At 42.2% G+C, this 24,076-nt stretch carries 20 protein-coding genes; 8 read left to right on the top strand and 12 right to left on the bottom strand.

What is annotated here, in order from left to right; translation table 11 throughout:
- Positions 1–21: 21 nt before the first annotated feature.
- Both polA and ACJVC5_RS07195 read right to left on the bottom strand, forming a co-directional pair.
- Positions 22–2,658, bottom strand: coding sequence for a DNA polymerase I (gene polA / locus ACJVC5_RS07200; RefSeq protein WP_408098691.1), 2,637 nt, complete (start codon positions 2,656–2,658; stop codon positions 22–24).
- 6 nt (positions 2,659–2,664) lie between these two features.
- Entirely contained in the window at positions 2,665–3,165 is a 501-nt protein-coding gene (locus ACJVC5_RS07195; RefSeq protein WP_408098690.1) for an RDD family protein, read from the bottom strand.
- A 142-nt stretch (positions 3,166–3,307) separates the two neighbouring features.
- Here ACJVC5_RS07195 and trxA point away from each other — a divergent pair, with 142 nt between their 5' ends.
- The 7 genes from trxA (at position 3,308) to ACJVC5_RS07160 (ending at position 7,519) form a co-directional block, all read left to right on the top strand.
- Entirely contained in the window at positions 3,308–3,631 is a 324-nt protein-coding gene (gene trxA / locus ACJVC5_RS07190) for a thioredoxin (RefSeq protein WP_321396835.1), read from the top strand.
- Positions 3,632–3,673: 42 nt separating this feature from the next.
- A complete protein-coding gene (gene gmhA, locus ACJVC5_RS07185; protein ID WP_408098689.1) occupies positions 3,674–4,255 on the top strand; it encodes a D-sedoheptulose 7-phosphate isomerase in 582 nt (193 codons plus the stop codon).
- Between the two features lie 79 nt (positions 4,256–4,334).
- Positions 4,335–5,240 (top strand): protein-glutamine glutaminase family protein, encoded by a 906-nt coding sequence (locus ACJVC5_RS07180; RefSeq protein ID WP_408098688.1) that lies wholly within the window; start codon positions 4,335–4,337, stop codon positions 5,238–5,240.
- A gap of 10 nt (positions 5,241–5,250) precedes the next feature.
- Complete coding sequence (locus tag ACJVC5_RS07175) at positions 5,251–5,676, top strand: hypothetical protein (RefSeq protein WP_408098687.1); 426 nt, start codon at positions 5,251–5,253, stop codon at positions 5,674–5,676.
- A 136-nt stretch (positions 5,677–5,812) separates the two neighbouring features.
- The gene (locus ACJVC5_RS07170; protein ID WP_408098686.1) at positions 5,813–6,454 is read left to right on the top strand and encodes a MotA/TolQ/ExbB proton channel family protein; all 642 of its coding nucleotides are present in this window, start codon (positions 5,813–5,815) and stop codon (positions 6,452–6,454) included.
- A 10-nt stretch (positions 6,455–6,464) separates the two neighbouring features.
- Positions 6,465–6,998 (top strand): biopolymer transporter ExbD, encoded by a 534-nt coding sequence (locus ACJVC5_RS07165; RefSeq protein WP_408098685.1) that lies wholly within the window; start codon positions 6,465–6,467, stop codon positions 6,996–6,998.
- A gap of 8 nt (positions 6,999–7,006) precedes the next feature.
- A complete protein-coding gene (locus tag ACJVC5_RS07160) occupies positions 7,007–7,519 on the top strand; it encodes an ExbD/TolR family protein (RefSeq protein WP_408098684.1) in 513 nt (170 codons plus the stop codon).
- Positions 7,520–7,618: 99 nt separating this feature from the next.
- Here ACJVC5_RS07160 and ACJVC5_RS07155 read toward each other — a convergent pair whose 3' ends face one another.
- The 8 genes from ACJVC5_RS07155 to ACJVC5_RS07120 form a co-directional block, all read right to left on the bottom strand.
- Complete coding sequence (locus tag ACJVC5_RS07155) at positions 7,619–9,637, bottom strand: AgmX/PglI C-terminal domain-containing protein (RefSeq protein ID WP_408098683.1); 2,019 nt, start codon at positions 9,635–9,637, stop codon at positions 7,619–7,621.
- Between the two features lie 9 nt (positions 9,638–9,646).
- Entirely contained in the window at positions 9,647–9,898 is a 252-nt protein-coding gene (locus tag ACJVC5_RS07150; RefSeq protein WP_408098682.1) for a hypothetical protein, read from the bottom strand.
- 1 nt (position 9,899) lies between these two features.
- Entirely contained in the window at positions 9,900–10,790 is an 891-nt protein-coding gene (locus tag ACJVC5_RS07145; protein ID WP_408098681.1) for a tetratricopeptide repeat protein, read from the bottom strand.
- Positions 10,787–13,660: a tetratricopeptide repeat protein gene (locus tag ACJVC5_RS07140; RefSeq protein ID WP_408098680.1), complete on the bottom strand. Its 2,874-nt coding sequence runs from the start codon at positions 13,658–13,660 to the stop codon at positions 10,787–10,789. The genes ACJVC5_RS07145 and ACJVC5_RS07140 overlap by 4 nt, the downstream gene beginning before the upstream one ends.
- Positions 13,654–15,063 carry a hypothetical protein gene (locus ACJVC5_RS07135; protein ID WP_408098679.1) on the bottom strand — a complete coding sequence of 470 codons (1,410 nt, stop codon included), beginning with the start codon at positions 15,061–15,063 and terminating at the stop codon, positions 13,654–13,656. The genes ACJVC5_RS07140 and ACJVC5_RS07135 overlap by 7 nt, the downstream gene beginning before the upstream one ends.
- Before the next feature lie 15 nt (positions 15,064–15,078).
- On the bottom strand, positions 15,079–15,789 hold the full coding sequence (locus ACJVC5_RS07130) for an outer membrane beta-barrel domain-containing protein (RefSeq protein ID WP_408098678.1): 711 nt from the start codon (positions 15,787–15,789) through the stop codon (positions 15,079–15,081).
- 73 nt (positions 15,790–15,862) lie between these two features.
- Positions 15,863–19,126 carry a UvrD-helicase domain-containing protein gene (locus ACJVC5_RS07125; RefSeq protein WP_408098677.1) on the bottom strand — a complete coding sequence of 1,088 codons (3,264 nt, stop codon included), beginning with the start codon at positions 19,124–19,126 and terminating at the stop codon, positions 15,863–15,865.
- A complete protein-coding gene (locus ACJVC5_RS07120) occupies positions 19,119–21,473 on the bottom strand; it encodes a PD-(D/E)XK nuclease family protein (protein WP_408098676.1) in 2,355 nt (784 codons plus the stop codon). The genes ACJVC5_RS07125 and ACJVC5_RS07120 overlap by 8 nt, the downstream gene beginning before the upstream one ends.
- 85 nt (positions 21,474–21,558) lie before the next feature.
- Here ACJVC5_RS07120 and ACJVC5_RS07115 point away from each other — a divergent pair, with 85 nt between their 5' ends.
- The gene (locus ACJVC5_RS07115; RefSeq protein WP_408098675.1) at positions 21,559–22,389 is read left to right on the top strand and encodes an Hsp33 family molecular chaperone HslO; all 831 of its coding nucleotides are present in this window, start codon (positions 21,559–21,561) and stop codon (positions 22,387–22,389) included.
- Here ACJVC5_RS07115 and ACJVC5_RS07110 read toward each other — a convergent pair whose 3' ends face one another.
- Together ACJVC5_RS07110 and ACJVC5_RS07105 are read right to left on the bottom strand one after the other, a co-directional pair.
- On the bottom strand, positions 22,390–23,412 hold the full coding sequence (locus ACJVC5_RS07110) for a hypothetical protein (protein WP_408098674.1): 1,023 nt from the start codon (positions 23,410–23,412) through the stop codon (positions 22,390–22,392). It lies immediately after the preceding gene.
- Complete coding sequence (locus tag ACJVC5_RS07105) at positions 23,409–24,038, bottom strand: hypothetical protein (RefSeq protein ID WP_408098673.1); 630 nt, start codon at positions 24,036–24,038, stop codon at positions 23,409–23,411. The genes ACJVC5_RS07110 and ACJVC5_RS07105 overlap by 4 nt, the downstream gene beginning before the upstream one ends.
- Positions 24,039–24,076 lie beyond the last annotated feature (38 nt).

Genomic DNA, 24,076 nt, shown 5'->3' with positions numbered 1-24,076 from the left:
ACTTATCGGTTGAAGCTTATTCTACTTAAGATCGTACCAGTTAGAGCCAATACCCATCTCAACCTTGAGTTGAACACTCAGAGATACTGCGCCTTCCATTTGCTCTTGTACCAGGACCTTCATCTCTTCCAGTTCTTCCGGAACCACATCGAAAATCAATTCATCGTGCACCTGAAGAATCATCTTAGACTTAAGCTTTCTCTCGCCAAGGATGCGTTGGATATTGATCATAGCAAGTTTGATAATGTCGGCAGCAGTTCCTTGAATAGGGCTATTAATCGCAACTCTTTCCGCCATGGCCTTGACCTGACGGTTGGTCGATTTGATATCTGGAAGATTACGTTTTCGGCCAAAAAGAGTTTCAGCGTAGCCAGTATTCTCGGCCTTCTCTTTCAGTCCATCGAGATAGCTTTTTACCGAATGAAACTTCTTAAAATAGTTTGTGATGTATTTCTTAGCATCACCTTGGGAAATATGAAGCGCTTGAGAAAGACCAAAACTCGTCTGACCGTACATCAGACCAAAGTTAATCGCCTTAGCGCTATTACGCATGTCCTTTGAAACTTCTTCCAAAGGAACATCAAACACTTCCGCCGCCGTCTGACGGTGAATATCGCGGTCATTTTGGAAGGCATCAATCATGCTCTTATCTTGTGCAAAATGTGCAAGAAGGCGAAGTTCTACTTGTGAGTAGTCGGCCGAAAGAAGTGTTCTTCCCGGAGAAGGAATAAACCCTTTACGAAGCTTTCTACCATTTTCAGTACGAACCGGAATATTCTGAAGATTCGGGTTATCCGAAGATAGTCTTCCTGTGGCAGCGTTACTCGGTTGGAAGTGAGTATGAATCTTTTTAGTCTCCGGACTTACCATTGTCGGAAGCGCCTTCACGTAAGTTGAAAGAAGTTTTTCAATTTCACGATAACGAAGCAGAAGCTCCGGAATTGGATTTAACTTCATGGCCGCAAGCTCTGTCAGAACTTCCGCATCAGTTGAGTATCCTGTTTTTGTTTTTCTAATGACTGGAAGCTGGAGTTTTTCAAACAAGAGTTCCCCTACTTGCTTCGGAGAGCGAAGATTGATCTTATCTCCGGCCGCTGCAATCACTTGTTTTTCGATTTCTTCAATCTGACGAGAGAAATCATTCTCAAGATCTTTATAGAATGGGATGTCCAGTGTCACACCTTCAAGTTCCATGGCCGCCAGAACTTTAATCAGTGGGATATCTAATTCGTAGTATGGACGTTCAACGTCCATTTCTTTCATCTTGTCGCGAAGGATAGGATGAAGTTTTAGAATGGCCTCGGCCTTCTCACCATGAGTTTTAATTTCTTCTTCGCTCTGATTTCCAAAAAGATCCGCCTGTCCTTTAGGAGCGACTGGAAGCTTAAACCCCAGAAACTCTTCAACAATCGTCGCTAAATCGTGACGCATTTCCGGATTGATAATAAAGTGTGCTTGAGCGAGATCAAAGTATTTAAAGTCCGGAGTTACACCGGCCACCATCGCTAATTGCAGGATTGGTTTTGATTGGTAGCAAATGACCTCAGCATGGGCCTCGTGAATAATATCAGTCAGTGTTTTTGCTTCTTCTTGACTGAGAGAGATGTAACCTGTTTTTTTAGGAGTGGCTACTGCCATAGCACGCCAACATTGATGCTGATTAAGCTCGTCATCACAGATGTGTGTGATGGCGATGGTCTGCTCACCCTGAATATTTTTCTTTAAATCGGCAAGAGACCAGCGTTCAACTTCTTTTGCTTCAGTTTTCTCAGGAACAACATGTGCCTTTGCAGTCGGCCCGGCAACTTTAAAATCCGCGAGCTTTGTAAGCCATGAACGGAATCCCACTTTATTTAAGAAGTCCTCCACTTCCTGATTGACCTTCAAGCGGTATGAAGTCTCATCAGGAGCATATTTAAGTTTTAAGTCGCAGACAATTTTCACCAACTCTTTTGAAAGACGAGCATTGTCTTTGTTCGCTTCAAGTGCCGTCATCGAACGCTTGTTTTTAATGGATGGGATGTTTTCAAGAATGTTCTCGAGATTTCCAAATTCTTCAATCAGATTTTGGGCACCTTTTGGACCAATACCATCGACACCTGGAATGTTGTCGGAAGAATCTCCAATGAGTGAAAGATAATCCACGATTTGTTCTGGATACACACCCATTTTGTCTTTCACATCTTCACGAGAATAGATCTTCTCTTTCATCGTATCGAGTATCTTAATCGGCCCATCCACAAACTGCATAAGATCTTTATCACCAGAAGCGATTAAGATTTCATCAAAATCATTCTTCCACTGAGTAGCGACAGATCCGATCACATCGTCTGCCTCATAGTTTGGTGCCTTAATTTCCGGTAGTCCCAGGACCTTTACCAGTTCATCAACGAGAGGGAATTGTGGAACGAGTTCATCAGGTGGTTCAGAACGGTTCGCTTTATATTCAGTGTAAATCACCTTACGAAACGAACCTTCTTTCGTATCTCTGGCCACGATAATGTGAGTCGGCTGGTATTTCACAATCAAGTTGTGAACCATCGAAAGCACACCGTAGACCGCATTCACGGGAGTACCGTCTGGTGCGTGAAGAGGGCGAATGGCGAAAAAAGCACGAAAGATATAGTTCGAAATATCAATAATAATTAATTTTTTCATGATGACCTATTGAAGTGGAACTGGAGGTGTATCAAACCAAGGAGACTTAGTCTTCCTTAAATCCAAGCGAGTTCCGTCGTTGGCGATCACAGTCGTGTCCGCCATAATGTCCCCTAACCGATGCGCGGTATCACCTCGGAACAAAAAATAAACTTCCATGGCGGCGAGCGGAAGAGCAAAGACCGCCGAAAAAATCCAACCCCAAAACGGAAAAACCAGAAAGAACAATGGCACTGTGAACGGTAAATTTCGGATCAAAGACTGCCAGGCAGAACATGGCGAGCCATCAATCAGCGAAATGACCCCGAATCCCATGAAGCGTTTTCCAATTGATTGACCGTCGTAGAGTGAATCAGAAATACAAAGATAGATAATTCCCAGGATTAATCCCATAGGATAATAGCATATCGCCCCTACGGTAACGAGGCCGATATCAATACACTTAGCTATTAGTCGCGACCATCGGGCCCGGGCCATTGGCCCCTTTAATAAGGACTTCCTGTTCATCCGGATTATTGTAGCGAAAAATTCGCGACTTGAACGTATTTTCATTGATTCCAGATTATGTTAATCAAGTGTTATAATGGGTATAACTTGTCCTACGGCTTCCCATACGATAAAGTGGAGCTGTGCTTTATAAGGAGTAATTATGGCAAATTTAACAAGTGTAACTTCTGCGAATTTCGATCAAGAGGTTATGAACTCTGATAAACCGGTTCTAGTAGATTTTTGGGCCGAGTGGTGTGGACCATGTAAGGCACTTTCTCCAGTTCTGGACGAAATCGCGTCTGAAATGAATGGTAAAGCTAATGTTGTTAAAGTTAACGTTGACCAGGCTTCTGACCTTGCTCAGAAATTCGGTATCCGCGGTATCCCAACTCTTATTTTCTTCAAGAATGGCGAAGTTAAATCAACTCTAGTTGGTAACCAGCCTAAAGCTGAAATCGTAAAAAACATCAATTCTCTTTTATAATCAAGGCGGCGGGTCCAATGATGGGCCCGCTTGTTTTTTCTTATGAGTTTTATCCGTTCATCTCTAGTTGAAGCCCAAAATACCCTTAATAAATTTGTTGAAGACGAAAAGAACATTAAACAAATCGAGCAATCGATTCAGATCTTCGTCGATTCATTCAAAAATGGTGGCAGAGTTTTCAGCTGCGGAAACGGCGGTTCAATGTGCGACTCTCTTCACTTCGCGGAAGAACTGACTGGTCGCTACCGTAAAGATAGAGCTCCTCTTCCTGCCACAGGTATCTCTGAGGCCGGTCACATTACCTGTATCGCTAATGACTTTGGCTTCGATCACATCTTCTCTCGCTTTGTTGAGGCCTGGGGACAAAAGGGCGACACGCTTTTAGCGATTTCGACATCTGGAAACTCGGCCAACGTTATTAAAGCGGTGGAAGTGGCGAAAGCTAAGGGCATGAAAGTAGTAGGTTTATTGGGTAAAGACGGTGGAAAATTGAAGTCCATGGTGGACGTTCCTCTGATCATCCCGTGCCCTATTACAGATCGTATCCAGGAAGTCCATATTAAGTGCATCCATATCTTCATCGAAGGTATCGAACGCCAGCTTTTCCCGGAAAATTACCTGTAATTTTTACCCAAATCTAGTTCCTACATAGTCGACCGGGATCCGGTTTTTCTATAAGACCCCAAAATTCAGAGGGGTGACTATGTCTACTAAAATTTTAGTCGCTCTAGCATTTAGCGTTCTCTTCATGAATGCAAAGGCCAGAGCGGAAGTCGTTATTACGACCGTTTTCAACGTTCACGAATCAATCAGAACCGAAACTATTAGCGTACTTTCAGGTGTTGATGGCCGCGTTTACAAGATCAAAAATACTCCAGAAAACATGGCCCGCATTTACCCGTTAATGGGGAAAGTTGTTAAAATCGACTACTCTACTGCCGGCACAAAAGCGATGATCAACAGCATTCGTGCGGTTCTTCCAGGAGAAGTAGATACTAGTACTCTTGATCTAAACCATTTCCGTTATAATGAACTAAGACAATTTGCTCCGACGGATCTTCAAACGATTGAAGAAGCAACTAATGTCTTCAGAAGCATGATCAACGACGGCGACAAGAGACGTTCTCAATGTTTCAAGCGCGCTCACATGTGGGCCTTTGATATGTGGTCAAAAATGAACATCAAGTCTGAAAAACTGTTCATTTTCTTCACTCAGCGTTTCCAAATGATTGATGAATACGATTGGTGGTTCCACGTTGCTCCTCTAGTAAATATTGCTGGTGAAGATTACGTGATGGACGGAACTTTCTTCCAAAAACCAACTCCAATTCAAGAGTGGAAGAGTTTCTTCATGATGTCGAAAGAGCGTAACTGCCCTATCGTTGAAAAATACCAGGACTATGAGCAAAACCAGTGGAAAAAACTTTGTTATCTCATGAAGGTCCCAATGTACATGTTCCGCCCAGTGGATATTCAAGCTCGTGATGTAAAAGGTGTTGAAAGAAATCATTGGATACTTGAAGAAATTCAAGACGCTCGTCGCGCTTTCAAGGGCTGGGAAGATACCTACGAAGGTTATGACAACGGTAAAAAGACCACTACTTACTAAGGACTAATTTATGAAAAATATCATTCTAGCAGTAATGCTTATGGTGTCGGCAGCATATGCTCACACGATCGTTGGTACTCCGGTTTTAAAAGGCACACTTAAAACCAAGCTATTTGTAGAAAACGTTCCAAGCACTTGTAAGGTCCAGATCGAAAAAATCTGGAGTTCTAATAATGAAGACTCTTACGGTAACCCTGGTTACCATGTTCGTATGGACCTGAATCTTTCTGGCTACGACATGGAAAGCGGTAAAACGGTCAAGTTCGATACAAAAGTCATGCTTTCGAACATGTACACAGTTGGAGCAAACCGTATCGTGAAAGATTATGAATATGCGACTGAAGATGGGAAGATCACTTTAACGATTAAGACTGACGGACGTCTTAATTCTGTTTCTTTCCCACACAAATCTCAGAAAGTTACTTGTTCTTTTTAATCAGCTATCTTCATGGGGGCAACCTAGTTGCCCCTCATTCTCCAATTTTTTCCCATATTTAAATTTCTTTGAGCATTTAGATTTGCGTTTATAATGAATTATAAACCTTTATTTTTCCATGGAAGGGGAAGTAGTTATGGAAATTATCCAATGGACCATTCGCTTTATCGTTGAGGGTGGTATTTTCATGTACGTGATTCTTGCAGTGTGGGCCTTCGCACTTGCAGTGGCACTAGAACGATTCAAAAAACTCTCTTACACCTATGATGTTGATGGACCTTCATTCATGAATGAACTTCAACGTTACATTCTCTCGAATGACATTCAAGGAGCGATCCGAGTTTGTTCAGGTTCACAGGCCGCTCTACCACGCGTTTTAAAAAGTGGTCTTAAGCGCGCCAACCAAGGCACTGAACAAGTTCAGAACGCCATCGACGCAACTGCGCTTGAAGTGATTCCAAAAATCGAGCAGCGCCTTTCTTATCTTCAACTTGCGGCGAACCTTTCTACTCTATTCGGTCTACTAGGAACGATTCAGGGTCTGATTCAATCGTTCTCTGCGGTATCAGCAGCGGATCCAACGCAAAAAGCGGAAGTTCTTGCGAAAGGTATTGCGGTTGCGATGAACACAACTGCTCTTGGTCTTCTTGCTGCGATCACGATCATGATGATCCACGCTTTCCTCATGTCGAAATCAGAGAAGATCGTTAACGAGATTGATGAATTCGCTGTTAAGCTTCAAGATCTTCTTGGAACTAAAAAAGCCATCGACGATTAAGGATTAGCTTATGCTAAGAGTTCCTACCAGCCGCAAACGTAAAAAGGCAGATGAAAAGCTGAATCTGGTTCCTATCATGGACTCAGTGTTTATCTTCATCTTTTTCCTTCTGATGTCTGCGAGCTTTTTAAAGATTTATGAGATTGGTTCTCCAATTCCAATTATTTCTGATCAAGAGCCTCCTAAAAAAGAAGAGAAAGAACCTCTGGCCCTAACCATGAAAGTTGAGGCCAACGAGATCACTCTTTCCAGTGGAGTTCCTTCGAGGGAAATTAAAAAGTTTTCTCGCCAGTCTGATGGCCAGTTTAACTTTGATGAAATTCACACGACGTTGATTGATTTAAAAAAGCAACACGTGGACGAAGATTCGATCATCTTTGAACCGACTGATGATCTTCCTTATGAAGAAATTGTTAAGATCATGGACGCAGTCAGAATGCTCAATAAAACGGATGAGGCCATCTTTAAACCGAATAAAGATGGTGTTGATGAAAAGATCAAAAACCTTTTCGATAGAATCATCTTCAGTAACTTAACGACTTAAGAGGAAGTATGGCACGTAGAGCTTCACGATTTAGCAGAGGAAAAAGAAAGGAGACGGTATTTGATATCGATATCACTTCCCTTCTCGATATTCTTACCATCCTTCTGGTGTTCCTACTTCAGAGCTACAACTCTTCGGGAGTTGTGATCAATGTCCCTAAGGAAATTGATCTCCCACGCTCTTCTTCTGAAACACTGAATAACTTCGGTGTGAATGTTCAGGTATCAAAGACCCAAATCTGGGTGGATGATGCAGAAGTTGTAAACACTGATATCCCTAATGACCAGCTTTTCGATGAAGGTGGACGAAGAATTGTTCCTCTTTATAACGAACTGGTGAAGATCAAAGAGACGATTAAGCAGTCGGAAAAGCTCTCTCCACAGGCCAAAAAGTTCTCTGGGATCGCCAATCTGGTTGTTGATAAAACTCTCAAATACTCTTATTTAAAACGAGTCATGTACACTTGTGCTGCCGCTGGTTTTAAAGAGTTCAAATTTGTGGTGTTAACTCAAGGTAATTAATTTCTTCTACATTATTTGAAAAAAATGGGGACCAGCAATGGTCCCCTTTTTTTTTGAGCATAAAAAAAGGACCCTTGCGGGTCCTTTTACATTTCGATCTTACATTTTCTTGGTCTGGAAGTTCATTGGCTGCTTAACTTCTACCGTACCGCCACCCAATGGTTCTGGGAAGGTGATCCCTCGAAGCACGTTTACAACACACTTACTAACATCGGCCGGAAGCCCCGAACTACCATCTGTACCCGCTTTGGAAACGTGCCCTGAAGCACCGATCACAAAGTTCAATTTCACAACTCCGAAGACCTCTGAACCTCTTCTTTCAATTTCTTGCTGATAGCAGTAACGGAATTGAGGAAGGTGCTCAATGAGAATTCTTCGAATAACATCTGGATCCATTGACCCGAGTACGACTGTTTCACCTGGAATACCAGCAGTGTAAATTTCACGCTTGGCCGATAGACCTTCAGCACCTTTGGATTCCCCGAGAACGCCGGTAGTTGCACCAACTAAGCTGCCTTGATTTGTGACCATATTAGAAGTTTTCACACTTCCTGTACCACCTACCACGCCCGTGGCCGCACCGATTTGACCAGTACCTGATCCAGAACCAGAAGCACCAACAGTTTTAACTCCAGATAATGAGCCACCCTTTGCAACCAGTGTGCTCACGGAGCTTGAGAAATCAGCGGACTTATAAACTTCAACATGTCCTGCGGTCTTTGCCTCATACTGAGAATACGCAGTCGGCGCTTTAGCACCAGAAGAAGTCGAGTTTGATTTTGCGATCGGCGAATCAAACTTTTTATTTGATGGCTTGGTCACTGGAGTCGTACCCTGTTTCACCACTTTCTTTTCTGTCGCGGTCTTTTTACCAGGATCAGGCTTTTTGTTCTGTTCTTTCGTGGTAATGACATCCGGCTTTTTTACATCAGGCTTCTTTTCAGTTGTAGAAGTCTTTTCAACTGCAACTTTATGTGGAGACTGCTGCGCCACCTTTGGGGCCTTTTCCGTTTTCTCTACTGCCACGTTTTTAGAAACCGTTAACGGCTGTTTGTATAAAATCGTTGCCAGGCGCTCTGGTGCCAGTTCATCTTTCTTTTCGTCTTCTGGAACTTCAATTACATTGAGAGAAACGAAGAACAGTCCAACGAGTAACATAAACATGGCCAGATATTTTCTAAATTCCGGATCACGTTTTAGAATAGGAGCTGCCGCAATTTTAGGAGGAGCTGCAACATTTCTTACAAAGATCTGAAGATGATCTTTCTGAAGGCGCACTAGATCCTGACCCGATAGTTCAATGCTTGTGCCCACGTGTCCTGTGTCTTTCTTTTTATCACTTAGAAGGAAGACCCCGAAACCCGGTAATGTGTGAACCGTGGCACTTCCACCGCGAACATCTACGAATGGAAACTTTTCATTTTTATTTAAATAAGGAAATTCAATCTCATCTTTCTTCGTCATGATGCCAGTGATGAAGTAAGTGCCACGACCTTCAGGAAAATAATCCACACTGAAAACTTGGTCATTATGAAGAATGATGACTTCCACTGCTTGTTTGGCCGCTTCATATTTAAAGATTGGATACAAATCATCCTTGTCTTCAAAAATATATTCACTGAATTCCGCTTTGGGATCCGCCGCTAGTGGATAAACAATAGATGGAACACGGGAAGAAACAGTAGGGGCCGCCTTCGGAAGAGACCTAGGGGCCGCCGGAAGCTCAGGTGGCAATTTAACAGATGCCTCTCCATGGATCGGCTCAAGTGTCTCAAGAACCGGAGGAAGGGCCTCCTCAGGAACATAGACCTGATATGAAAATTCTACGTCGGCGAGACGGAATGTATCACCAACACGGAACTCTTTCACGATCACTTTGGCATCGTTAACATATGTGCCATTGGTAGAGTTCATGTCGTAAATGATGGCTTTATCATCGAACACTTCAAGAACCGCATGAACAGCAGAAATCGCATCGTTATTTACGATGAGATCACAGCTCTCACTTCTGCCTAGCAGGAAACGTCCTTTTCCGAAAACTCCGCCCTTTGTCTTATGACCAGGTCTCGTTGTCCGGACCTCGAACATCTTCGGTCCTTTGTTTTTCTCTAATTCCACAAATGTCCCCTAGCGTATGCCTTCGACGGCTTTTTTCATTTCTTTGTTAAAATTCGGTCTTTCAGGAAGCTTGTTCTTAAACTCTTTTCTAAGACGTGGAGAAATAGAAATATCACCAGGCGCGCCTGCTTCTCCTTCTACTCCGATTTCTTCGAAATCAAATTTTTCGAACTTTTTATACTCGTAACGAACATTCGGCTTGGTCTGTGCCAGAACTGTTCCTGAAAGAATGAAAAATAAAGCGGTAACTAAGATTTTCATTCTATTCTCCTAATTGCGATTCAATGGCCGCATAGTAGCGACGAAGGTTGGCGCTTGAAGGATCTTTCACTGCAGAGAAGACCTTTTTGGCCTCAGCGACCTTGCCGACTTTTTTATAAGTTAAAGCGAGATTCAATCCGATTTCAGCCCGGGTCCATTCACTCCGCGGGATCTGCTGGTAATAACCTAAAGCGCGATTGTAATCAGACATTAGAAAATAAGTTGATCCAACTGCATTAAGAAGATCCACGTCTTTCGGAGAAGTATTCAATAAACTTTGAAATAAAGGTTGTGCCGAGTCCGCCAGACCATAAGTCAAATAGAGCTTCGCTAGATTATATCTCGGAGTCTTAGAGAACTTTGACTGCTTATTGGCGCGTTCAAAGGCGACCAGGGCCTTTTGATCAAGACCTTGACGAGAATAAAGAACGCCAATGTTATTTAATGCTGGAACATAATTAGGAGTCACTTCCAATGCTTTGTTATAGAACAAAAGGGCCTTGCGAAACGAACCTTGGTTCAAGTGACAGTTGGCAATGAGGTTCCAGTACTGCGCCACTTTTTGATACTTATTGAAGTTTTTTCCAGCGACCGCAAAAGCGCCCTCAAAATCTCCCTGACTACAACGAACAGAAATGTCCATGAGAGGATCCGCTGACACGTTGATCTCAGAAAGCTCTTCAGGAGTCAGACGGTCAAGTGTCTCATCTTGAAGGGCCGGATTAAGGGTCTTAGCATTGGCCTGGTAAAAATCAGAGATTTCCGCATTTGATAATGGTCTCTCTTTTTTAAAGGCCTCATTACTCACATTGATCGGCGCTCCAGATGGAGTTTTCTCTTTTGTCGTTGAACAGGCCGCAACTAGTAAAAGCGGTAATAGAATAAATTTCATTGGCGACCTCCTCTTTCCATGAGGACTGCTTCTTTCTCAGTCAAAAAGCGCTTATTGCTTTCGATTTCAGAATAAAGAACAGCGTAATTTGAGAAAGTAAGGATCTTATTGTCATTGATCAGTTTTTTAACTTCCGAACGTTGCTTCCGGGCGTTTGCCAAAATTGGACCGTGAACTTCTGCCATGGCCTTTTTAAAGCTTGCAACGTACTCAGGAGATTTTCCTTCCGGTGCAAAGTTTTTAAGTTCATTCCCAAAAGACTCATAAGATTCGATCACATATTTATAGGCCTCAACAATTCCTTTCCCCGATCCGACTTTTTGAATGCTATTCACGTCAGATGTCATCTGATCAAGAAGCTGAAGCTTCATTTTGACTGCGCTGTTAAACTCGGCCTCAGGAAATTGAAGTCTGATCTGATCCAAGCGCTGCTTTTTATCCTGAACACCTGTAAGCATTTTTTCCGCCATAAGGTCCAGGGCCTCAACTGGAATGTCCAACTTTTGAGACTTCGCCAATTGGTAGAAACGGTTTTGTTTCTCCGCCACTTGTCTTGCTTCCTCATTATTTCCAATGCCCAGGTACTCTTTTCGAAGGTCCTCGTAAGGTTTGATGAGTTGAGGATAATTTTTAGAATTGGTCTCAAGCTCTGCAATTAACTTTTCGTAAGATTCCCAACGACGAGCTTTAGCGAGGTCCTTTAAGATTTCAAATGACACTTCTGCAATGGCAGCATCCGCTATTGCACACTGCTTACCGAAGTCGCGAACTTCCAACGCCTTGTTAATATCGTTATTGGCAAGGGCGATGAAAGCAGCATTTTTATAGGCAATGACTTTGTTCGAAGAGTTCTCCTTACAAAGTTTGGCCACCATTCTGTAAGAGAGATCCGCAGATCGGTTAAACTCCTGACGTAGAAAGAGTCCTGAGGCAATGCTCAAGAACGAATCAGCGAACTTGTTAACATCCGCCACTTCCATGTCCCTAATAGCAATGACTGACCACTCATAACTCTTGTCAGAATTTCCCATCTCATAATAGAGAGCTGACAGGTTGTAGGCCGCATTGACCTTGGCCTTCGGAGTACTTTCACCAGATTCATAAATTTGATGGTAACCCTTGAGTGCCACGGCCTTATCACCTTTTTGAAGTGATTGCTGAACTCCCTCAATCTGGATTTTGGTCATTAAACTTCTTAGAGCATCCGCATACTTCTTAGAGATTCTGAACTCACCATCATTAATTCTTGTGACATAAGACTTAACTGCGGCGTAGTTCTTACTCTTACGATGCTCTTCCATGATCTTTGCCAGCATTCCTTCTTGAGTTTTGTAGTCCTTCGGGAAGTTCTTAGCAAAATCCGCCATGGTTTTCTCAGCGCCTGCGATATCTTTCGCATCAAACTGAGCATTAAAAAGCTTCACATAGATTGAATTGGCGCGCTCACTCTTGGAATCAAAACTTAAATAGCGAGTGTAAACTGGAACATAGTTCCTCTCAGCGATCTTAGGACTAAGTCCTTTTTGACCAAGAGATGAAAGCATACCTTCCAAACTTTGATTCATGATTTTCTTGTCATTGTTGGCACGAGCAGCATCAAAGGCCGTGATGTACAGACCGATTGCCTTGCCATAATTTCTAGCGGCATAGGCCGTCTCACCCTGAAAGAAGATTTTCTCTGCTTTTTGTCCCGGTGAAAGTTGTCCTGACAATTCGAAATAGGCAATCGCCTCTTGAGACTTCTGCTTCTGAACTTTTGGAACATTTTTATAAATATCTGAGGCGGTCGCCTTTTGAAGCTCAGCCGCCTTCTTATTCACATGGTAGACTAATTTATTGTAGTCATCCGAATTTAGAGGTTCCTTCAAATGAAGGCCCACTAGTTCCTTACATACTTCTAGGTGCTCTGAGACCTTATTGTACTTATCGAAAAGGTTCAACTGAGCGATAAGGATTTCAACTCTCTTATCACGGTTCTTCTCGTTTTTAGCGGCCTGTTTTAAAAGTGTCTCCGCTTGAGCAAAGCGACCTTGAGTCACAATCGAACTGGCAATTTTTACAAACTGCTCAGTATAGTTAATTCCTAGGCCCTCATAAAAACTAATGGCCTCATTCATACGGCCGGCATCAATGTAGAAGATTCCAATATCTCTTTCTACCATGTTCCGCATATCAACGTACTTACCACCACTTTTACGATGAACTTCTTTCATCAGATTGATGGCCCGATCATAATTTTTTACACGATAGTATGACCAAGCAAGATTAAAAGCGTCCTTGGTCCACCACTTCTCTTCCGTCATCTTATTTACAGATGCTTCATAAAGCGGAATCGCCTCTTTAAATTTACCAGCATTGTAATAGTAGTCGGCCAAGGCCAGCTTGGACTTCAAGCCAACTTTTGAGTCTTTAGGTGCGTCCTTAGAGGCAAGTTTAAAATACTTTTGAGCAAGATCATTATTACCAAGCTCTTTATAGTTATAGGCCAGGATATAATAGACTTCGCCAATTCCCTTATACTTTGGAAACCGTTTTACAACGACAAGTCCTGAATCATTAGCGGCATCAAAAAACTTATTCGAGTTTTTGAAGTAGTCTTTCTTATTAAGATTTCGTCTTTCTTCCACTGGAATGTTCAAATACTGTTCGTTTTCGGCCTCTCTCCATAAACGTGCCTTCTCCAAATTAAGCTCAGATAAGCGTAATAAGGTATCAGGCGATTTATAGTCCTGTTGCTTGGCCAGACGAGAAACTTCTGAAAGTTCTTCATCAACAATTGAAAGAATTTTCTTACGACGTTCATCCAGAGTTAACTTTGCACCCCAAACTGAATTCGCAATTAAAATCGAAAGAATTAGATACTTTAACATTCAGACCTCAAGGCGAACACATAATCACCCAATTCATCTGCCCAGAACTCACCATTGAAGTTCCAGAAGTACTGTTTATCGTTGCGCTCAATGTACTTCACATCACCGCGTTTTTTGTTCATGACCGTGTCAGATTCATAGAGACGTTCTTTTCTTTGGGCCAGAGTCTCAAGCTTGATGTAACTCATGCCCTGGAAGGCCGTATAAAGCTCCGAATATTTCGACACAAGTCCTGCGCGCACATAGGCCCCAAGAGTGGTTCTATATTCATCAGCAAGGGTCTTCACATTCTTCACCAGATTGGCCTGCATACTGCCACCTGATTTTTTACGAAGAAGATTGTATTCGCCAATGGCCGCGGTCAGAGAGCTCTTCATTTCACGGTAGGCGGCGTCCTTGCGAATTGACTTTAAGATATGATCCACAATTGGAAGAGGCGCCGGCTTATTGCTTTCGTGATCGGCCATCAAGGTATAGTAGTAGCGATAGTCTTTACCGCGAGAAAGAAGAAACGTTCTTAGATCACGTGAAGGATTTAAAAGCTCATTGTAGAAATCATCCACCGTTTTTTTCGCATCATCATAAAGACACATCTTCATGTAAGTCAGGGCCTTCAATACCTCAGTCTCAGGCTTAAAGATGAAGTCAAAAACAGGTGCTTTATAAGAAACGAGCTTTCCTAGAGTACGGTTGTAGTTATTAAGGTAGTAACTGTTCCAGGCCTCTTCAAAAAGGATTTCAGGCCATACAAAAGACTCTTTTGGAATATCAAGATAGCTTAGCTCAGACTTTTTATAGTCTCCCTGAGCATACTGAACGCGTGCAATACCGGCCACGCAGTAATCTCGGTTCGTTTCGAGCTGATCACGCTGAGTAATGGATTTTGTCTTTCCTATTCTCTTTTCAGAGGCGTTCACACAATCCTTAAATTGAGTTTCTGCGTCTTTATAGTCATTTAAATGTGAATAGATCACACCTCTTAAGTTCGCCACAAAAGGAAAAGCCGAATGATCAGGCCCAACACCATTTAATTCATTCAGGGCCTCTTGATTTTTTCCCTGCTTAAACAGACGTTTCGCAAGGATATAACGAATATTTCCCGATCTTGATCGACGAAGAATATTTTCTGGAAGAGATTCAAACGGCTTCACACCAGTGGCATAAAGCATCTGATCCAGAGCGCCCTCCATTTCTGAATCAAGAGTGCGATCGTTTTTAACGATATAATCCTTCATCCATGGAACGACTGAATAATAATAACCACCATCCACAAGTTCCAGTATGGTACGGCGATAACCGCTTAAAGAGATCGTGCCCTTGCCGTAATTTCTGGCCGCTGATTCATAAGAGGCCCAGGCAGAGGGAATAAGAATTGCTGAAGCTAATAATATTCTCGAGAACATCCGTGTTCTCCTTTCTTAAAATGCGTAGTTTAGACCAAGGCCCAAATCGTAATTGTTATAAAGCTTAGACGCAGTTGAAGTTGGTCCTGTTCCTGCCTTCTTGATCTTATCGGCTTTATAAGTTTGTCCTGTCAGATCAAGACGAAGACTCCAATGCTCGTTAATGTAGAAACGGAAACCAGTGTTCCAAAGAGCACCTGTTTGACTTTCATCTGTCAGCGAGTTTGAATTGGCCGCCGCTGTATCAAATTTATTTCTGTTATCTTTGGTCGTGATCGTTCCTACACCCACACCGAACATCCAGTCGAAATAAAAAATACGATTGAAAGTATTGATCTTAGAGTAGAATGGAGACCACATCAGCATGGCACCCATGAATGAATCAATCTGACGATAGAAAGGAACAGTTCCCTGCTCTTTAACGCCTTTAGCAGTATCGTTTTCAGTGTTAGAGTTCTTTCCATAAATAAGCTCTACGCCCCAGTCTTCTGTGAAGAAGTACCCACCTCTAATCGTGACACCATAAGCATCAAGAAAGTCCTGACTTAGGTTGTATGCACCAGTACCGCCAACATACACGTTACCGACTTTTCTGAATTTTCTATTCTGTAGAACGTAGATTTCTTTGTCGTTATCAAGCCATGAAAAGTTATAAAGAGATTTTTCATTAGCATACACGACAGTACTCATGATGAGTGACACCAGGATCAGAACGATGTTTTTCATTTTCACTTCACTTGTTAGAACGATAGTCTTTATCAAATTCTAACACGCTCAGGATGAGGCGCAAGTTCTTGGATTAACGAGGGCAAATGCTACCGTAGGAACACTGACTGCAATGATCAAGATTCACTTTCCACGGTTCATTTTGTGAACGCCAGATAGGATAGAGATCTTTACGGCATTTTTCGAACGAGACAACTTCTTTCAAGGTCTTCTGTTGATCCACAAAACACAAAATTAGCTCTATTTCTGAGCTATGTTCAACTTGCCCAAGCTCGTACAAGGCATAGGCGTAGGTTGATAGCTGAAGCCAATAGTGACTTAAATTCTCTTGGGTGATTCTTCCCGTTTTGAAATCCCATATCTGAGCTTTTTGCTTCCCTTTAGGCATGAGAACTAAATCTGGAATCCCCGAAATCATGAAATTGAAAAACCTAAATTTGATTTGTTTTTCCGGGATGAGCTCATACTCATCCTTGGTTTCTTTAAGAAGATCCAGGGCCCATTGAATCGGTCCCTGCATATCAGTTCCAAAACTTTGGCGAGGTACCACAAAGTTTCTCATGATTCCTTCCGCGATCTGGGCGTGAATATAAGTCCCTCGTTCTGATGAAGAACGGATCACAGTCGCAAGCTCTTCACCTTCTTCTTCAACAAAGACCTTCGAAGACTCTTCGGGCTCAGTGACTTTTAAAATATTTGATAGGTAAAACTTCCGCGGACAATCCAGAAGAGAATTCAATCTTGTCACACTCAATTCGGCGGCAATCAATAGTTCCGAGTCTCCTTCCCCTTTTGGAAAAATTCCTACTGGGTCATGGAAGAACAGAGGAAGTTGAGGAAGGCCTTGAGAATTCAGAAGCTCCTCGGAATTGAAGTCTGTTCTTTGTATTTCTGTCACGGCCTCTTTGGACATGGCCTGTTCAGTCCAGTTTCTAAGACCCAAGATCCAGCTGTTCTTAGGGATAGAGAATCCATCTTCCGGCATTTCAAAATCCACCCAAACGAGTTTCTTCTTGGCACGAGTACAGGCCACATAAAATAAGCGTTTTGATTCAGAAAAATTTTTATATTTAGCGAGTTCGTTCTCAAAGATATAGAGAGGTGACTTCTGCTTTTCTCTTGAAACAATGTCCAGATACCAGTTAAAACTTCCCGGCAGATCTCCAAACAGAGATCCTTCATTCATGCTCCTACCATTGGTATAGATACCAGCAAGATAAACTGCATCGAACTCAAGTCCCTTGGAAGCATGGGCCGTCATGATCTGAACCATGCCAGAATTTTCACCAGAACGAAGCTCGAGACTTAAGCGATCATTGTCCCCGCCTTCTAGCTGCTTCATGATGTTTTCCGGATCCTGCAAGTAAAGATCCGAAATGGTCTGAATCGTTTCCAGATTGATATCTGAGTTTTCATTGGTCAGATGGAGCTTGTGAATAAACTTTCGAAAGGCCTCTATCATTCCCCAATAACGTACGTTTCGATCAAAGTCCTCGAGATCCCCTTCTGAAACTTCTTCAGTAAGTCCTAAGATATTGAAGTAACTCTTGAATAAGAAGAGCGGATACTTATTCTTGGTTTCGGGATTTGAATCAAATTGTCTTCTTAAAAGACAAACAAACATACCAAGAATTGGATCGTCTAAGAGATCAATCTTGAACTGTGCGGTAAATCCTATCTTCCTCTCCATTAGGGCCCGAATCAGCTCACCACTTGGAGTCAACTTACTATAAAGAACCGTGCAAACATTATTGGTGGTTTCTCGTTCTTTTTTGATCGCATCCGCGATCATCAAGGCCTCAAGCCTATTGATGTGCTCATTCTTAAACTTATCCTCTTTTTCAAGATCACGGACAAGTTCGGCAGAATGTATTTCGATGACGCCTTTTTCTTTAGGTACAACTTCTGACGGCACATTCTGGTCTTCTGGATTCACGGTAAAAGGATCGTGGCCTTCAAAATTTTGGCCAAGAGGCAGAATAGTTCTGAAAAGACTATTATTGAAATTGATGACTTCAGGAAGTGAACGATAGTTATTGGCAAGGGTCCGCACCTGAGGCACGAGCTTGGCGCAATCCTGGAACACAGAAAGCTCCCCTCCACGGAAACCATAAATGGCCTGCTTGGCATCTCCTACACAGAAGAGTTTGGAATAGTCCTCACCAATGAGATTCTGAATAATCCGAAACTGAATGTCCGAGGTGTCCTGGAATTCATCTACAATAAAGTAACTAAATGCTTTCTGGATGCGTGAACGGTCTTCCGCATTTTCAAGTCCGAGAGACACAAGGTATTCGATATCACCGAACGTCATTCCCTGATTTGGATCAAGACGAACTTCAATATAATTAAAAAGCTCCTGACATAAATTCATCCAAGGAAGAATTTTGGAATCAAAATGGGTCTCATAATCAGTAATCACTGCGGTCCAAACTTTCAACCAGTCGCGAACAGCAGCTAGACCGTCTTTCGCGGCCTCTGAGCCAGGAAGTTTTTTTCTATTATCCAGTCTTGAAGCGTTTTTAAAAAGTTCTACGTAAATTTTGAACTTTTCCACAGACGTGATTTCGGGAAGACCGGATGATTGGAAGATCGCCACGATTTTTTCGAAAGTACCTCTCTCCTTCTCCTCAGGTAGATCCATGGCATGAATGGCCGCAAGGGCAGAAGGAAGATCGTTAAGTTTATAAGAAGCTTCGATCAGTTTATCCAGATTCTGAGGATGAATTTCTTCGAGTTTAAACTTTTTCCAGGCCAGACGAAGGCCCGGATCACTAAAGACATTGGTAAATGCTGAAAGGAGCGCACGTTTTTCTCTGACAACAATATCCAACAAGTCGTTTGAAACTTTTTGTGAATAATTTTCAAACCAGCTCTCAACCAACTCCCTTACTTGATCCGTTCTCTGAGGTGAGAAGATAATGTCGGACTCAGTAGAAAGATGGGGAAAATATCCCATTGTAATGAGCTTTTTACAAAATCCATCAATGGTAGTCACAAGAAGCATAGGAAGAAGCTCATTGGCGGTCTTCCATAGTTCAATGTCTGTTTCAGTTGTATGGGCGATCTCTTCAAATTTTTCCGTCAAACGAATGCTCATCTCACCGGCGGCCTTCTTGGTAAAAGTCATCATGACCACCTGAGAGAACTTTAAGCGAAGATGCTCTTCGAAACTTCCTGTTGGATGCGACTTGTATTGAGCGATCCATTTGCGAGTCAGATAAACAATATGCTCAACCAGAACGAAGGTCTTACCGGAGCCCGCACCTGCCCGTAGAAGGACTCCACCCTCATGCTCAATAGCAAGTAACTGTTCTGCATTAGGTGATCTAGACATTGGTCAACTCGCTTTTCACACAGACCTTGTTAAGTTCGCAAAAATCACAAGTGCTTGTCTTCCGAGGCAGGGCCTTGAATTCTTTCTCCGCTTGAATGGCGAGTGAAAGAGCAATCATCTTTTCCTGGGCCTCTTTCAATTTCTCTGAGAAGTCTTCCTTGAAACGATGAATCTTACAAAGTTTGGATGCCTTGATTTCTTTTGCCACTTCTTCATCTGAAGTCAGGAGATTTGATTTTGAAGAGTCATCCAAAACAACATAACCCATAATCACAGTCTTGTTTTGAATGCGGGCCTCTGAAGCATGTGCATAGGCCCAGAGTTGCAGGGCCTCATAATTGGCCACATCAGTATTACTTGAGGCCGAAAACTCAGTCGATTTAAAATCTAAAAGAAGAAGATACTTACTCCCCACTCCCAAACAGTCGATTCGACCATTCAGAGCGATCTTTTCTTCCATTTTAAAAGGCTCTTCAATTTTCCACTCAATCTTGTCACCCAGCCTGGCTTCAAGCTCTCGGATAAATTGAATCCCATTCAAAGCACGATGATTAAAAATAAGCTCGCGCTGAAGATAGACCTCACGAGGAAGCTCCAGCTTCTTTTCTTTAATATAGACCTGCATGATTCTCGTCGTGAGAGGTCTAAGATCATCCAAAGAAAGATTCTCTTTAAAAAACTTTTCAATAATTTCATGGATGATGGTTCCCGAAGTCATTGGATCAAAATCTTTCTCTAGAAGAACATTCGGAAACACTTTATCAACATAGTTGAAGTAGAACTTTCTTGGACAATCCACAAAGGTCTGAAGCTTACTGGCGGAAAATGAACCATTGAATGCTTTCTTATTCAAGGTACTGAAATAGTCCTTTGGAACTCGAGAATTGGCGGTTGGATTTTTCGTGATGTTAATGAGATCAATGTCCTGAAACAGTCTCTTCCAAATAAGAGAATGTTTAAGCGTGCCTTCACCCATGAGAACCGTCACTTCAGCGTGACTAAAGAGATCCCGGAATTCCCATTGGCGGAAAAGCAATTCAAGTTCATTCCGTTTAAGTGGCCCAAGAGCGGCCAATGCCTTCTGAATGCTCTCTGTATAGTTCTGGCCCAGACCCTGGATATCATCGAAGCGATCATCAATGCACAAAAGGACTCTCCGCTGACGATCAATTTCTTCCAGAGTAGACATGTCCTTAAGGTCCATTGTCATTTCTTTTGAAGAAACTGGAACATAAGCAGTTCGAGGCTGATTGAGATTAACAACTTCAGAGAGAAGCTTTAAGAAGAATTGATCGACCTTAACTTCCTCATCGGTCAGATCTGAAATTGAAGTCAGGGCCTCTAGATACAATTGAAGCGCACGGAAATGTTTCAATGAAGAGGCGGTTTTAATTTTTTCTTGAAGTATGTTTTGTAGTTCCGTCGTCGTTCCATTGTAATTTTTAAGCTCACGCCCAATTTCTCTCAATTCAGGGGTAAGAATCTGATGAGGAATCTTAAACTTCACTTCCTGTGATGGAACGATATCTATATGCTCAGCTGATAGTTTCGAAACTCCCAAAACGATTTGATCATGGGCCCGCAACAGGTTTTTCAGGTGAGAAGAAATCTCCCGCGAGTTGATCGGAAGAAGATGTCCTTTAGGGGACGTTTCCTTGAACTCAAGCTCTACTTCACTGACTCGGCTATCTTTTAACCAGCTGATCCAGTCACTTTTCTTGATTCTATCTTTTAGCGACAAAGGAAAAGGAATGATCACTTGATAACGTATAGACAGGGCCTTTAAAAGATCCACCTGCTGACCATTTAAATGCTGAAAGCCCCAAAACACGTATATTTTTTTAAGCGTCTCATTTTCTTCCGCCGATCGGAGGGCCTCTGCAATTTTTTGGTAGGCCCCATGCTCATCTAAAAATCCTGTCGCATCTAAAAGCTTCCAAAATAATTGGACCGCTTGCTTAATGATCTCAGGCTGTTCATCCAAGACAGAAGTCAGAGCATCTTCATTGAGAGTAAAACTTCGAAGATCAGAAAAAAGATTATAGGCCTGAGTGAATTGCTCGTAACCCAAATCCGGCAAATACTTATTTTTGAGAATGCCGAAAATCAAGAGCAGTTCTGATTTTCGTTTTACCGCCGGTCTATCATCCATGCTCCATAGGGCCTGGACGAGATTCGATGTAAATTTGGCGATTGTAATGACATCAAAGGCTTGCTGGCTTTTTAGACGACTGCGAAGACCATCCGCCTTCGCTGGACTTGGTGTGATGAAGACCTTTTCACCCTCATGGGTTTCCATTTCAGTCAGAAACTGCTCTTTCTGGGAAAAATAAACGATCTGCATCATAGGTGCTCTGATTCTACCTTTCCTCGTCAGAAAGATTAACAAAAAAGGGAGGATGGGTTATAAATTATGGCTTCAAGGAGTCCCTATGCTCGCAGTTAGCCGCTTATATAGTTTCCTCGATCACAAAAATGGATTTAACGTTCACTTTTTAGAAGGTCAGAAACTCATCCACGATCTCGTTCTCATGCATCCGATGCAAGGGTCCGGATTTGCTTATTTCAGAGATACTTTTTTGGGACTACTCCCAATTATTTTCTTTTTAAAGCCAGGAGAATCTCTCGGACTTTACATTGATTCAGAAGATCCTTATTTCAGATTAAAAATCGAAACGAATAGCGCTGGTCACACTCGCACGTTGCTATTACCTGAAGAATTTAATCTTTTCCCAATGAAGATCTCTGGCCAGGCCCGTGTGACAAAAATTTTCCCGGGCAACAAAACTCCGTATACCTCTGTGATTGAGCTGAATGATACGGAAACTAAAGATGTGATTAACCAAATCCTGAGTGAATCATATCAAACAAACTCAGAAGTAATTGTTGGTGAAATGAGTGACCAATCCATCATGGTGACCAAGCTTCCACCTGTGAATGTTAACTCGACCATTGATGAATCTATTTCAAGAAAAGATTATATCAAAAAGCATAAGAATTTTTTCCATAACGTTTTTGAGATGGCCTCAAATGACATTGAAAAGATTGTGAAGCTTTTTGAAGACCATGGCTTTTCATACATGGGAAGTCGTCAGATTGATTTCTTCTGTCCTTGTTCAAAAGACAGAATGGTTCTTAACCTTCGTGGACTCTACGCAGGCGACCTGGAAGAATTGTTCGAGAAAGATGATTCAGTGGAAATCAAATGCGATTATTGCCGCAAGAGCTACCACATCAATAAATCGGAAATTCTGAACAATTAATTACTTAAATGGATTAATAATTTTAAGCTCGAGCCCTTGTTGTTTTGGACCACTTAAAATGCGTTCAAACACTTGGGCCTCTTCATACATCCCGCAGAAATTTTCCGCTCTCGCACCACTCGCCATGACCGTGTTCATCAGCTTTGTTCTTTTCACTTGAATATGCTTGCTGTCTTTTTCAAATTCGTACCAGTTCTTGCCCTGATCAGGCATATCAATGTAACGGGCCTCACCAGTCGTTAAAAGAATCAAGTAATCACTATTTTGTTCTGATAATTTCAGGGCCTCTGCATAAGAGCGATCAAGGTCGGCCAGGATCTCACGGGCCTTCTGAAATTCCTTGTTCTCAAGTGCTGCAAGATAACTAAAGTCTCGAATGATCAAAATGTGTTTCGATGAAACTTTTCTAAAAGATTGATAAACGGCCTTGAAGTCTTCTGTGATTGAAGAGCCACAGCTTTTCGATCCGCATGTTCGGTCATAGACAATCTGGTTTGGATTAGCAGGCACTTCTTCTGAGTAATGAAAAGTTTGTGCCCCCGATTGTCCCTCTGAGCGGCTCCAATAGTAAAGGGAACTTAAAAAAACCAGACCCGCTTCACCACATTGATTAAAGCTACTCAAGCTTTGAGTCTTGTTTGCCCCACTCTCCAAGATCCCTGTATTGTAACCATTGGCCGCAATATAGTTCCAAATCGGACGAATTTCTGCATCAGCGCAACTGTGCTTAATGTTCTTTTTACCTGTCATTTGAGAGAGAAAAGATGCTTCGGCCGGATTTCTTAATTGATAAAGATTATATCCCCAGGTCTTACCGATACAAATGTTTCGCTCAAGGGCCGTGCGTTTTTCACCTGATTGCTGAAAGCGCAAAAGTGCCATTTGCTCTTCATCAAGCCCTGCCACTTGAAACCAAATGATCTTAGTTGGCTGGACCCCAAACTGATGCTTAGTTAAATTGAGACTTGTTACCTGGGCACAGCCCATCAATAACATCATCAATAGCAGACCAGGCCATTTCATTTTGAATCTCCTTCCCGCGAATGCTGATAGCCTTCGACCAGGGCACTAACACCGAAAGTTTGTTGAAAAATATAAAAATAAAAAATTGCAAAAAAGAGGAACACTTCTCCGATTACATAAGTCCAATAATTGTTAATCAGAAGCCCTAAACCAAATAGTCCAAGAAAAAAGAGCATTTTAAAAAAGTTACGTTTTTGATAACGGACTTTTCCAACTGAAATGCTAAGGAATATTCCACTCGCCAACATGCACAATCCAAAAAACCAATCGGCCTTCGAAGGAAAGAAAGAAAACACCATCAGGGAAGCTATCAGGGGAATGCGGGAAATCACTTTTTGCTGAAGGTGACTAAACTGACCCATGAGAGTGATGACTTGGAGTAAAACTCCCAATCCACCTGCTACTAAAGGCAGTGGACGCCATTTCATGTATTGAATCGGGGCAAGAAAACCAAGATCAGTGGCCGACTTCATTCCGAAATAGACTGTTAGGCATAAACTCACCATGTAAGCAATGAAACGAACCGGATGGTTTGGTAGTCCAAACTGCACGACGAGTTTGAGAAATAAAATTCCCGAATACAATGCTAATCCAACATTCAGACATGTGAGAAAAGAACTACCCATGAAGCCTTCTAGCGCATAAAATAATACTCTGATTATAA

Source organism: Peredibacter sp. HCB2-198, assembly GCF_045999315.1.
Taxonomy (GTDB): domain Bacteria; phylum Bdellovibrionota; class Bacteriovoracia; order Bacteriovoracales; family Bacteriovoracaceae; genus Peredibacter.
This window is presented reverse-complemented; position numbering and strand designations above follow the sequence as displayed.